Below are 13,426 nucleotides of genomic sequence, written 5' to 3' on the forward strand. Positions count from 1 at the left end.
CCCGGCGAAAAGTGTCGGTGCCCGATGGCACAATCCGCGGCACGTTCGCCGATGGGGGATTCCAATGGGCTGGGTGCCGGCCGGTGCCGACTATGAGATCAGCGTCGACAGGGGCAAGGTTGTCGCGCGCAAGGGTGGGGGCAGGGCGCTCAAGAGCCTGCCCAAGGCGCTGAAGGACGACGAGGCGGTTCTCGGCCTGCGGCAGCTTGTCGAGTGGCTGCGCCGGCACGAGGCGTCCTGCCGCGGCGAGGTCGAGCGGTGGATGGTCCGGTCGTTGGCGGTGCCGGCCGGCGTGATCGCCCAGGTCTGGGCCGACGAGACGTGGCGTGCCGTCCTGCACGACGCCGTCGTGGTGCCCGTGACCGCCGACGGCGAGTGGGATGTGGCCGCCGCGGGCCTGTTACGTGACGCCGAGCCGGGCACGGGCCTGGGCGTGGTGGACCTCGACGGCGAGTCCGCCCGCATCACCGCCGCGACGGTTGCCCTTCCCCATCCCGTACGCCTTCCCGACCTCGACGACCTGCGTGAGTTCGCCGCCGACCTCGGCGTCGAGCAGGGTCTTCTCCAGCTCTTCCGTGAGATCTGGCGCAAACCCGCGGCCGAGGCCGAGCAGCGGGCCGAACTGCGGCGCTATTCCGGGGCCCGTTACAAAGAGCTGCGCCACGTGCAGTCGCGCGCCACCGCGGCGGGCTATCGCGTGCAGGGCGGCACGGCCGTCTGCCGGGTGTGGGAGGGCGGCGCGACCGTCGTCGCCTCGGTCTGGATCGGCGACGGTGATCCGAGTTACGAGACCGAGACGTCCGACCTGAGCTTCGCCGACCCGTCCGGCGAGCCGATCGCCCCGGGCGACGTGCCGCCGGTGGCCTGGTCCGAGGGTCTGCGCATGGCCGCCACCCTGCACGCCGGCCGCGTCGCCGACGAGGAGGGCGACCGATGAGCGAGACGCTGCTGGACGCCGGGGCCATCCTGCCCGGCGAGGCCACCGGGAACGGCCTCGACACCGTCACCGCCCGCGCGTACACCCATCCGGTTTTCGAGGGCCGCACGGTGGTGCGGCTGGTCGGCGCCACGGTCGGCCCGGCCGAGGACATCACGATGGAGTTCCTCGGCTTCGCCCCGGCGGCCGAGCCCGTGCCGGTCGGTCACACGCGGCGGCAGGCGCTCGGTTTTCCGGCCTGGGCGCTGGTGCACGACCCGGCCAACGGCCGGCACGCCCTGGCCCTGGTCAAAGAGATGGAACGACTGGCCCGGGTGGCCCGCGGCAAGCCCGGCAACGCCAAGGAGGGCTACGACGAGCTGGCCCAGCGGCTCGGCGCTGCCGCACCGCAGTTCCTGCCGACGTTCTGGGAACAGGCCGGCCGAGCCTTCGTGGCCGCCGGGAACGCCCGCATGGCCGGCACCTGTTTCACCGAGGCCCGCCGCGCCGAGCAGGTGCACGGGCTGGTCGTCGACGAGGACAGGGTGCGCGACGTGCACCTCGAGTTCGCGTTCGCCGGGGCGCTGACGGCCGCGATGCTGGCCGAGTACTCGCGCGGTGTCGTCGGGCGGCGCGAGCCCGCCGAGGCGTACGAGCTGGTCCGGGCCCTGGCCCTGCGGCGGGTCGCCGGTGGCCTGCCCCCGCACGCGTCGATGGCCACCGACCTGGCCCGCCTGGCCAAGGCGGCCGGGCTCGACGCCGAGCAGCAGGCCGACGAGGTGGTCACCCAGCTGCTCACCTATCCCGCCACGGCGCGCTCGCACCCGTCGGTGTGGAAGGCGTATCGCAAGAGCCTGATCCGGCTGGGCCGGCGTGACGCCGCCGTACGGGCCCGCCTGCTCGAGATTTTCCCCGAGCCGCCGGGCTGGGACACCGACATGACCGAGCAGTGGCTGGAGCTGCTGGAGGCGACCGGCGCGGCCGCCGAGCTGACCGGCCCGGCGGGCGGCTGGGACGGGGATCCCGCGCGCTGGCTTGAGCGGTTCCTGCGGGCCCGCATGGTCGGTTACCGCAGCCGGGAGCGCAACGCCCGGTTGCTCGGGCTGGTCGAGCGGATGATCCCGCGGCTGCTGACGGGCGGCGAGGTTCAGGTCGCGCCCCATCGCCACCGGGTCGACCTCGACATCCTCGACCTGTGCCTGGCAGGCGGGGTCGACGTCGCCGTCCCGGCGGGTCACTTCCCGGGCGGGTTCGACCTCGACGACTGGTCCCGCGATCAGAGCCCGGGCCGCCGCGACCTGTCCGCTGTGGCCGCCGACCCACGTCTGCGACCGCTGCTCAAGCTGGGCGTGCGCTCCGCGATGAGCCGGCTCCGCGACGGCCACGGGCTCACCGGCCCGGCGCTTCCCGTCCGTACGCTGGAACAGGTTCTGAGCGCGGCGGGCGTGCGCGAGGTGCTGGCCGAGGTCGTGCGTGAGCAGACCAGCCGCGCCGCCGCGAGCACGGTCACCGGGCTCGACACCTCACTGACCGAGCTGGCCGCGCTGTGGTCGCCGGCCGGCATGGCGCTGGCGCCCGACGGTTTCCGTGCGCTGCTCGAGGTCGACATGGCGGCGGTCGTGGGGCGCACCCTGCGGGCCGGCCTGCCGATCGAGCTGGCCTGGCCGGAGTACGAGGCCGCTGCCGACGCGAAGAAGAAGGTGCTGATCGGTGCGTCCTGGCCCGAGATCGTGGTCCACGACGACGAGTCGGCGCACGTGGTGTCCCCCGCCGGCCGGGTGACCGAGCACGTCTTCCGCGTCCCGCCCGCGGGTGACCGGCACGCCCGCGCCCGCTATTACCACCAGCACACGTCCTGCTTCCACGTCGACGGCGACCTGCTGGTGTCGTGGACGGGCGAGCACGGCCCGGTCGCGTACTGGGCGTCGCGCCCCGACGACCGGCACGAGCACGACTGGAGCCCGCACAGCGTCGGCTGGGGGTTGCCCGCTCAGCCGTTGCCGCTGACCGGGGGTGGCCTCACCACGGGCGTGCGCCCGGTGCACGCGGGTGATGTGCGCGGTCCGAGCCAGAACTATCAGCTGGCGAGCGACGGCCAGGCGTTCTGGCGCTGTGAGCCGGCCGACGACCAGTGGCGATGGCGCGAGCTCGATCCCCGTACGGGGGAACTGGGCCGGTACAGCGTTCCCGCGTTCTTCGCCGAGCTCGCGCCGGGCGAAGGGCTCGTGCCCGAGCGCTGCCAGCTGCGCCCGGCCACCGCCGGGTTCGAGGCGTCGCCGCTGGGCGTGCGCGACGGGCTGATCGGCTGGCGGTCGGTGGCCGCCGGATCGGTGCGGATCGGTGTCGGCATCGACGGCCGCCGCGTGACCCTGACCGAGGACACGCTGTACCGGGTCGGGCGCAGCGCGAACGAGCGGCTCGCGGCCGCCCTGCTCATGCCGGGTTCGTCCGAGCCCCTGCCGGTGACGCAGGTCGACGGCTATCCCAAGGCCCGCGTCCGGATCTGGACCGCCGACGGCGAGCACCTGCTGGCCGAGCAGTCCGAGGGCTCGCCTACCCTGCCGCCGCTGGCCTGGTGGCACGTGCTGCGCCCGCGCGACGAGGCCGGCTCGGCTGCCCTGCGCAAGCTCGACGACGGGACGGCGGCCCGGCTGCTTGACGTCGACCCCGCGGTGACCGGCACGACCGCGGTCAACGAGGCCGTCACGGCGAACATCGTCGTCCACCTGCCGGCGGTCACCGACCCGAAGCTGCGCTCCCGCCTCGCCGAGGTGGTCTCGCGCGCCGTGCGTCTGCGCCGCCGGCTGGCCGAGATCCCCGTGCATCTCGACGCCCGCCCCGAGCCCGTCCCCACCGCGCTCACGGTCACCGACGACGTCCTGGAAAAGGGGTGGGACGGCCTGTGCTCGGGCCACCGGGTCCACTACGGCAACGGCACGGCCCGCCATCAGATCCTCGAGCAGATCCGCCTGACCGGCGCGGTGCTGCGCGACGGGTCCGGCCACGGCGAGATCCCCGCGGTGACCTCCGCGTGGACGGTGCTGCTGGCGGGGCTTGGTGGGGTCGCGTTGCGGGCCGCCGCCGCGGTCACGCCTCCGGAAGACCGTGAGGCGCTTGCTGCCTTCCTCGGCGAGCTGACCGGCACCCCGCTGGGCGGCGACGGCCCGCCGATCCGGGTGCTGCAGCTGACCCAGCCGCACATGAGCGAGACCCGGGTGCAGGTCGAGCGCGACGGCGAACGCATCACCGTGCTGTTCCCACTGCAGCAGAACTACGACTACGGCCGTACGTTCTGGCGGCGCGACGCGATCCAGCTCTCGCCCGGCGGTGGGTTCGCGCTGCCCGAAGGCACGAACCTGAGCGAGGAGGTGCGGCCCAGCGACCGGCTGGCGGGCGATCGGCTGCGCACGTTCCTCACCCTGCTGGCCGAGCGCGGTCCCGCGCCGTGGCGCCCCGAAGCGGCCGAGGCGCTGGCCACGGCGACCGGCATGACCCGGGCCGAGGCCGTCCTGCTCCTGGCCGGGCTGCCCAACATCACGGCCTGGGAGACCAACTTCCTGACCACCGAGCAACGTACGGCGCTGGGACTGACCGCCGCGCACGCCAAGGTGGCCCGCGCGACGCTGCGCGACCTGACCGCACCGCAACGGCTGGCGCTGCTCGACGCCGCGATGCCGGCCGACCCGGCCGACCTGTGGGAGCACGGGCCGGACGTGGCGGCGGTGGCCGATCGGTGGATCGCGTTGCGGGGGCGGCAGATCGCCGTACCGGAGGACCTCGTGGCCGACCTCGCCCGCGTGGTCGACCCCGCGCTGGCGGCCGGTGTGCTGCAGGCGATCGCCGGTCCCCGCCCCGGCGACTGGCTCAGCACCGACGGGCGCAGCGACGCCGAGGCGTACTGGCAGGTGGTGACCCGCTCCGACGAGGGCACGCCGTTCGACGAGGAGTACCTCAAGGCGGCCGCGGCCGCGCTGCCCTGGCTGGCGTACAGGCTGCGCTGGGAGGACCCGCTGCGGGCGGCCCTGCCCGGGGCGCTGCGCCTGATCCGGGCTCGGCTGGCCAACCCCGAACTGATCGTCGGCAACGGCTGGTTCGACAACACCCGGGCGCCCCAGGCCGGGCCGGCGCTCGTCGTGCACAACGCGACGGGTGACTATGCCAGCTGCCACCTGGCGCCGGCCAAGCTGTCCGGGCTCGACGACCCCGCGCTCGGCTTCGTCGACCACGAGACCGCCACGGCGCTGCGGGTCCTGTTGTCCGACTGGATCGACGCGGTCGTGTCCACACCGGAGGGCGCGACCGGTGATCCGCGCGATCCGCGGGTGAGCGCGCCGCAGATCCTCGCCGAGGTGAGCGAGCAACACGGACTCGACGCCGACACCGCGGCCTACTACCTGCAGCTGCTGGCGCTGCCCGACCCGACCGACAAGGCCGTGCAGGGTTTCAACGGCTGGAAACTGGCCGCCGTCCGCAAGGCGCAACAGGCGCTCGTCGCGGCCGGCCTCGTCGTGCGGGCCAAACGCGAAAGAGCAGGGCGGCCGGTGTTCCTGCCCGGCGGCTGGCAACCGGCCCGCCCACCCCGGCTGCCGGTGGAGAGCTGGAAAGAGCAGTTCTATCTGACCGTCGGCAAGCCGCAGGTCGCCACGCTGGCGCCGCCCGAACTGTTCGCCGCGGCCTGGGCCCGGGTCGCCGCCGGTGACGTGCCCCGCTACCGCGACCTCGAGGAGAAGCCGTGACCGCCCGCCAGATCGACCCGCCCGAACTCCGGTACGCCGACGAGCTGGCCTTCCTCGCCGCGGCCGACGAGGGCCCGCGCCCCCCGGGCTGGCGTCTCACCCCGCGGGCCGTGGTCACGTTCGTGGCCGGTTCGGCCGGCGTCCCGGTGCGGGGCAGGGTGATCGAGCCCAAGTTCGTCGGCGAGCGGGCCCTGGTCGAGCGCTGCGTCGTCACGCTGGCCGGGGAACGCGGGCTGCTGCTGGTCGGCGAGCCCGGCACCGCCAAGTCGATGCTCTCCGAACTGCTCGCCGCGGCCATCTGCGGCACCAGCGCGCTGGCCGTGCAGGGCACCGCGGGCACCAGCGAGGACCAGCTCCGGTACGGCTGGAACTACGCGCTGCTGTTGGCCCAGGGGCCCTCGCCCGAATCGCTGGTGCCGTCGCCGATCCTCACCGCCATGCGGACCGGAGCCGTGGCCCGCGTCGAAGAGATCACCCGCTGCCTGCCCGAGGTGCAGGACGCCCTGGTCTCGATCATGTCGGAGCGCCGGATCAGCGTGCCCGAGCTGGCCGGTGACGAGGCAGCCACCAGCTACGCCGTACCCGGGTTCTGCCTGATCGCCACGGCGAACCTGCGCGACCGCGGGGTGTCCGAGATGTCGGCCGCGCTCAAACGGCGGTTCAACTTCGAGGTCGTGCCGCCGATCGCCGACCTGGACGACGAGGTCGCGCTGGTGACCCGCCAGGCGCGGGCCGCCGTGGAACGTGGCGGGGCGGCCTTCGACATCGACGAGGCGGTGCTCGAGACCCTGGTGACGGCGTTCCGTGACCTGCGTACGGGAAGCAGCGCCGAAGGGTGGGAGGTGGAGCGCCCGTCCTCGGTGATGAGCACGGCGGAGGCGGTCGCGGTGGCGGCCTCGATCGGATTGTCAGCGGCGTACCTGCCCGGGCCCGACCCGCTGTCGCTGCTGCCCGGTCATCTGCTCGGCGTGGTGCGAAAGGACGACCCGGCCGACGCCGAGCGCCTGCTGGCGTACTGGGACGGCGCCCTGCGCCGGCGGGCCGAGGCGGGCTCGCGCATGTGGCGGCAGCTGTGGGAACACCGGGACGTGCTGCGTGACTGATCCCCGCTCGCAGATCTCTTCCCTGGCCGACGACCCGCGCGTCCAGCTGATCGGCGTGCGCCATCACTCGCCGGTGCTGGCCGCCGCGGTGCCGGCCCTGCTCGACGCGTTCGACCCGGCGACGGTGCTGGTCGAGTTGCCGGCCGAGATGCAGCCGTGGCTGGGCGGGCTGGCCGACCCGGGCCTGTCGGCGCCGGTCGCCCTGGCCGCGGCCGACCCGGACGGGGCGGTCGCCTTCTATCCGTTCGCCGACTTCAGCCCGGAGCTGGCCGCGCTGCGCTGGGCCCACCGCCGGGGCGTGCCGGCGATCTGCTGCGATCTGCCTCTCGTCGACCGCGCGTGGCGGGCTCGTGCGGGTTCGGCCCCGGCGGCTTCTGAGCCGGGTCACGCGGGGCAAGCAAGTTCGGGCACCGCTGCTTCCGGGGCCGACCGGGAATCCGGGGCGGGCTCGGTGGCCGGCTCGAGCTGGGCCGAAGCTGTGCAGGCGACCCTGACCGGGCGGGCTGACGACGATCTGTGGGACCGCTGGGTCGAGGCGGGTGCGCCGGGCAGCCCGCCCGAATCGGTGCGCCGGGCCGCGCTGGCCGCGGGGTGGGCGCTGCGCCAAGATGCTTCCCGCTCCGGCTTCGACGCCATCGACCTGGCGCGCGAGGCCTGGATGAGGGGCCACCTCTCCCGTACGCGGGGCCGGGTGTCCGTGGTCGTCGGCGCGTTCCATGCCCCGGCGCTGCTGGACGGGCCTGTCCCGGACGAATTCCCGCTGGTTTCGGCCGCGGAGCTGCCCAGGTCTGAAGCCGAGCCCGTCATCTCGCTCGTGCCCTACACGTTCGACCTGCTTGATGCACGGTCGGGCTATCCGGCGGGCATCCGGGACCCGCGCTGGCAGCAAGCCGTTCACGAGTGTGCCGCCGACCCCGAGGGCATCCGGCGGGCGGCCGACCGGTTCGCCGTCGAGGTCACCCGCGAGCTGCGGGCACACGGGCAGCCGGCCGGGCCCGGGGAGGCGGCCGAGGTGGCGCGCCTGGCCGCCGACCTGGCATCGCTGCGGTCGCTGCCGGCGCCGGGCCGGGGTGAGCTGGTCGAGGCGCTGCAGACGGTGCTGGCCCAGGGCGCCCCGGCGGGCGTTGGCCGCGGCGTGGCCCGCGCGATGGACACCGTCCTGATCGGACAGCGGCGAGGCCGGCTGCCCAAGGGGACTCCCGTCACCGGTTTGCGGCCGGCGGTGGAGGCCGACCTCGTACGGCTCAAGCTGCCCGGCCCCGGCGAGAAGTGGAAGCAGGTCCGGCTCGACCCGATGCGCTCGCCCACCGACCGGGAACGCGATCTCATGATCCGGCGGCTCAACGCGTTCGGCGCGCTGTACGGCAGTGCGGGAACGAGCGGGCCGGTTCCGGGCGGCGAAACGCTCACGACGACTTGGCGGGTGGAGTGGACACCCTCGGCCGACGCGGCCCTCGCCGTCGCCGCGTTGCACGGGGTGACGACGGCCCAGGCGGCCGAGGGTGTGCTGGCGAGCCGTCGCCGCCGGGAACAGCAGGCGGGCGGGCCGACAGCCGAGCAGGCGCTGGCCGGGCTCGAGGAGGCGGCCGCGTGCGGGTTGCCCTCGCTGACCCGGGCGCGGCTGTCCGACGTACGGGGAATGGTTGGAGGTCTTGAGCAGATCGTGGCGGGGTTGCGCCTGCTCGGCCGGCTCGAACGGGGTCATCTCGGCGAGCCGCTCGTGGACGTGTCCGACGCGCGCGACACCTTGCAGGCGGCGGCCGTGGCGGCGGTGGCCGGGCTGACCGGTTCGCAACGGCTGGAGGACGCGCGGGCCCTGCTCGACCTGGTGCAATCGGCCGACGAGTCCGGGCGTCGGCTGCGCCTGGGCCACGCGATCAAGACGCTGGCCCGCGACGGATCCCCGCTGATGCGCGGCGCCGCGGCGGCGGTGGGAGTGCTGCTGGGACATGAGGAGCCACAAGCTTTCGGCGTACGCCTCGGCTCGTGGGCTGACCTGCCCGGCGCCGAGGCCACCGACCGCCTGCGTGGCGCCCTGAGCGTGGCCGGCGCGCTGCTGCAGTCGCCCGGCGAGGCGCTGACGCCGTTGCTCACGGTCATCGAGACCATGCCCGACGACACCTTCGTACGGCGATTGCCCGCCCTGCGCGGTGGTTTCGATGCCTTGTCCCCGGCCGACCGCGACCGCTTGCTGGAAACCGTCACCGACCGGCACGGCGACTTCTCGGCCGCGCTGCCCACCGACGCCATCACCCTGGCCGCGTGGATGGCCGCCGATCGCGCCGGGGCGGCCGCCATCCGCTTCGTGGGTCTTTCCGTGGACGCCGTCGCGCCCTCGGGTGCGTCCGGCGCCAAGCCGTCGGCGTCTGGCGCGATGTCTGCCGGGCCGTCGGGCGTGGGCGCCATCGAGCGTTCGCCGTTTGGGGCGATGTCTGCCGGGCCCTCGGGGTCGGCGTCCGGTGCGACGTTTGTCGGTGCGGGACCGCTCGATGTCGTGCCCCCGGGCCCGCCTGCCGCTGAGCCGTCGGGGACAGGCGCTGTGTCTGGCGGCGCCGGGCCGTCGGGCGTGAGTGCCACCGAGCGTTCGGGATCTGGTGCGACGTTTGCCGGTGCGGGACCGGTCGATGTCGTGTCCTCGGGCGCGCCTGCCACCGAGCCATCGCTGTCCAGCGTGACGTTTGCGGGCGTCGGGGCGGTCGGCGACTCCTCCCCGGGCGCCTCTGTTCTCGGGCGCTCCCTTGGAGCAGACGCTGCCGGGGAGCGCGCGGTTGAGATCGCGGCGGTGGAGCGGTGGCGGCTGCTGCTGGGGCGGGAGAGCGACCAACTGGCGCCGGGGCGACGGCGGCTGGCGACGGCACTTGACGAGCTTTACGGGGGTGGGCGCGGGGAAGGGGCGTACACGGTCGGCGGCGGGGGTGGGCAGGAGACCGCCTATCCCGAGGCACGTGACTGGCTGAAAGACGTGGAGGCGCTGTTCGGGGCGGATGTCCGCGACGAGGTCCTGGCCCGGGCGGCCGAGAAGGGGCGGCTCGACGCCTTGCTGGTGGCGGACCCTGACCGCGTACGGGCGTCGGTTGACCTTTTGCATGCGGTGTTGTCGCTGGCCGGAGGGCTTCCCGAGGCGCGGCTGGCCAAGTTGCGGCCGTTGGTGGCCCGCCTGACCGACGAGCTGACCGCTCGACTGGCGCGACGGATCCGGCCCGCGCTCACAGGGATCGGGACACCCCGGCCCACGCTTCGGCCGAGCGGACGGCTCGATCTGGCGGCGACCCTCCGGCGCAACCTGCACACCGCGCGGACCGACGGCGACGGGCGAGTGCGGATCGTGCCGGAAAGGCCGGTCTTCCGCAGCCGGGGGCGGCGCAGCGTCGACTGGCAGGTGATCCTGCTGGTGGACGTGTCCGGGTCGATGGAGGAGTCGACGATCTGGGCCGCGCTCACCGCGTCGGTGCTGGCCGGGGTGCCCGCCCTGCGGACGCACTTCGTCACGTTCTCGACCGAGGTGATCGACCTGACCGACCGGGTGACCGACCCGCTGTCGCTGCTGCTGGGGATCCGGGTGGGCGGCGGCACGCACATCGCGGCGGCGCTGCGGTACGCCCGACAGATGAGCGTCGTGCCCGCCCGCACGATGGTGATCACGATCAGCGACTTCGAGGAGGGGTTCCCGCTGGGTGACCTGCTCGGCGCCACCAGGGCCCTGGTCGACGACGGCGTGACGCTGCTCGGCTGCGCAAGCCTCGATGACCAGGGCCGTCCGCGCTACAGCACCGGGGTGGCCGGGCAGCTCGTCGCGGCCGGAATGCCGGTGGCCGCGTTGAGCCCGCTCGAGCTGGCGGGCTGGATCGGGGACCGGGTCCGATGAGCCCGCCGCAACGGGTTGCTTTGACGGGTTCGCCGGTCGGGGTCGGTTCGGGTCCGATGGGCGTGCCGCAACGGGTTGCTTTGACAGGCCCGCCGATCGTGGCCGGCTCGGGTCCGATGGGTCTGCTGCGGTGGATTGCCTTGACGCGTTCGCCGATCGTGGGTGGGCCCGAAACGGGGCGGGGCTCGACGAACCTGCCGGAATCGGCCGGCGGGATGGGGGAAAGGGTCCGATGAGCTTGCCGCCGGTTGATCCGTCCGTGACCGCTGACGCCGTGGCCGCGCTGCCCGCCCGCCTGAAAGGCCGCTTGGACGCCGCCGTCGAGCAGGCGCGTGCGTGGCCGGTTGCCGTTGACGGCAGCACCGTCACCGTGCGCCCCGACGAGAAGACCATTGTCACGCTGACGACGCCGGTCTTGGCCGTCGCCGATGCCGTGTGCGGTTGTCTTCTGTCGCCTCGCTGCCTGCACCGGGCGGCGGTGCTGAGTGCGGCTCCCATCGCAACCGCACTTGAGCCGGATCCCAGTGACTCGCTTGAGCCGGGTCTCGGCGTTGGCTCGCTTGAGCCGGGCCTCGACGTTGGCTCGCTTGAGCCGGACCTCGCCGGTGACCCATCCGCTCCCGGTCCGTCGGCGGACAAAGGCCCCTCGGCGGACCAGCGGAGCGAGCCGGGTTGCCGGGCCGCGCTGCCGGACACCGAGCCGCAGGTCAGTCGTGCTCAGCGGGTGGCGGCCGATGGGCTTCGGGTGGCGGCGGCTGAGATGCTGGCCGGGGGAGTGCCGGGTGGCGGGGCCGTCACGCAGGCCTCGCTGCTGCGCGCTGCCCATCAGGCCCGCGCTGCCGGGCTGCAGGCGGGGGCGGCGGTTGCTGTGCGGGTCGTGGAACATCTGCGGGCGGCACGGCGGGAAGATCCGGCGTTTCGGCGGGCCGACCTCGCTGCTGACGTGCGGGAACTGCTCCTCATCTGCCATCGGGTGGCAGCCGGGGACAACACGGCCGTCGGGGTGGCCCGGCGTGACTACCAACCGGTGGGTGATCTGCGGCTCTTCGGGCTCTTCTGCGAGCCCGTACGGGCGGCGACCGGGCACGCCGGCGCGGTGACCTACCTGGCCGACTCCTCGGGGCGGGTCTGGGTGGTGTCCGACGTCAAACCGGCCGAGCCGTCAGTGGCGGTGACTGCCACGCGGGCCTCGGTCGACCTGGGGGAGGCACGGCTGAGCCACCACCACCTGTCCCGGGCCGGTCTGCGCGCGATCAATGCCCACGCGTCGGCGGCCGGCCGGCTCAGCCACGGCCGCGCGCGGCAGGCGGTTGCGGCGCCCGGTGTCGGCTGGTTCGAGGAGCCGCTCGCCGCCCTCTGGCGAGTCAACGTCACCGAGCAGGTCGGCCGTTGGCTTGCCGCCGCCGCGCTCCCGGTTCTCGAACGACCCGCCGCGCACGATCTTGCTTATCTCGACGGGGTCGTAGTGGGCGCCGACCGCCGGGGCCTGCTGCTGGCTGTCGGCGGGCGGCAGGTTGTCGCTGTGGGGGCGCCGATCGAGGATCCGGCGCTGCCCTACGTCGGGAATCTGCGGTTGCTGGCGACCCATGCCCGCGGGTGGCCGGTCCGGGTTGCGGGGCGTTTCACCGGTCCGGGCACTGTCGACGCGCTGGCGTTGGGGGCGCCGTGGCTTCCGCCGTCGTACGGCGGCCATGTTGATCTCGGTGCTCAGCGACTGAACCGGGCCGACGTGCCGGCGGGCCCGCCGGGTCGCGCCGTGGGCGAAGCGGCGACAACAGCGCTGGAGCCGACCCCGGGGGTGAGCGCGGTGCCTGGGCCGACCCCGGGGGTGAGCGCGGTGCCTGGGCCGACCCCGGGGGTGGGTGCGGTGCCTGGGCCGACCCCGGGGGTGGGTGCGGTGCCTGGGCCGACCCCGGGGGTGGGTGCGGTGCCTGGGCCGACCCCGGGGGTGGGTGCGGTGCCTGGGCCGACCCCGGGGGTGAGCGCGGTGCCTGGGCCGACCCCGGGGGTGAGCGCAGTGCCGGGGCCGACCCCGGGGGTTGGCGCAGTCCGTGAGTCCAACCCGGGGGTGGGCGCGGCGCTGGAGTCTGGTTCGGGGGTGGGCGGGGCGCTGGAGCCCGGCCCGGCGGGGAACGCAGGGCTGGAGTCGAACCCGGGGGTGGGTGCGGTGCCGGGGCCGACCCCGGGGGTGGGCGCAGTTCGTGAGTTCAACCCGGGGGTGGGCGCGGCGCTGGAGTCTGGTTCGGGGGTGGGCGGGGCGCTGGAGCCCGGCCCGGCGGGGAACGCAGGGCCGGAGTCGAACCCGGGGGTGGGTGCGGTGCCGGGGCCGACCCCGGGGGTGGGCGCAGTTCGTGAGTTCAACCCGGGGGTGGGCGCGGCGCTGGAGTCTGGTTCGGGGGTGGGCGGGGCGCTGGAGCCCGGCCCGGCGGGGAACGCAGGGCCGGAGCGCAACCCGTCGGTGAACGCCGCGCCGCCGTTGCATCTTGTTCGGCATCAGTTGGAGCGGGTGGTGGCGACCGGCCGGGCGGCCCTGCTGTCCGGTGCCGAGGAGGACGCACGCCGGCTGTCCGCGGCTCACCTGGTGACGGCCGCCGCGGTGGTGCGGGCGCTCGGCGCGGCGGGCGTACGACGTACGCGGGATGTGTTCGGACGCCTCGATCCGCACGACGCTGAGCGCCTGGCCGACGCCTGGTTGACCGCTGCTGTTTACGAGCAGGCGGCCACGGCCGAGGCGACGAGGGTTGCGTGGGGGTGAGGCCGGGTACGATAGCCGTTTGCCTGCTTCCGGGTGAACCGACAGGAGCAG

General features: G+C 74.4%; 5 protein-coding genes. All 5 read left to right on the top strand.

The annotated features are described in order from the left end of the window. Positions 1-64: 64 nt before the first annotated feature. The 5 genes from C8E87_RS24995 (at position 65) to C8E87_RS46410 (ending at position 13,375) form a co-directional block, all read left to right on the top strand. Positions 65-937 (top strand): DUF4132 domain-containing protein, encoded by an 873-nt coding sequence (locus C8E87_RS24995; protein WP_133875341.1) that lies wholly within the window; start codon positions 65-67, stop codon positions 935-937. Next, complete coding sequence (locus tag C8E87_RS25000; protein WP_133875342.1) at positions 934-5,652, top strand: hypothetical protein; 4,719 nt, start codon at positions 934-936, stop codon at positions 5,650-5,652. The genes C8E87_RS24995 and C8E87_RS25000 overlap by 4 nt, the downstream gene beginning before the upstream one ends. Beyond that, positions 5,649-6,755: an ATP-binding protein gene (locus C8E87_RS25005; RefSeq protein WP_133875343.1), complete on the top strand. Its 1,107-nt coding sequence runs from the start codon at positions 5,649-5,651 to the stop codon at positions 6,753-6,755. The genes C8E87_RS25000 and C8E87_RS25005 overlap by 4 nt, the downstream gene beginning before the upstream one ends. Continuing rightward, a complete protein-coding gene (locus C8E87_RS45685; RefSeq protein WP_239080036.1) occupies positions 6,748-10,620 on the top strand; it encodes a DUF5682 family protein in 3,873 nt (1,290 codons plus the stop codon). The genes C8E87_RS25005 and C8E87_RS45685 overlap by 8 nt, the downstream gene beginning before the upstream one ends. A gap of 259 nt (positions 10,621-10,879) precedes the next feature. Then, positions 10,880-13,375 carry a hypothetical protein gene (locus C8E87_RS46410; protein WP_133875344.1) on the top strand — a complete coding sequence of 832 codons (2,496 nt, stop codon included), beginning with the start codon at positions 10,880-10,882 and terminating at the stop codon, positions 13,373-13,375. The last annotated feature ends 51 nt before the right edge of the window (positions 13,376-13,426 follow it).

The organism is Paractinoplanes brasiliensis (assembly GCF_004362215.1).
Taxonomy (GTDB): Bacteria; Actinomycetota; Actinomycetes; order Mycobacteriales; family Micromonosporaceae; genus Actinoplanes; species Actinoplanes brasiliensis.

Excerpts from the sequence above, each read along its gene's own strand:
- C8E87_RS25000 (WP_133875342.1), top strand. The coding sequence starts at position 934 with ATGAGCGAGACGCTGCTGGACGCCGGGGCCATCCTGCCCGGCGAGGCC.
- C8E87_RS24995 (WP_133875341.1), top strand. The coding sequence starts at position 65 with ATGGGCTGGGTGCCGGCCGGTGCCGACTATGAGATCAGCGTCGACAGG.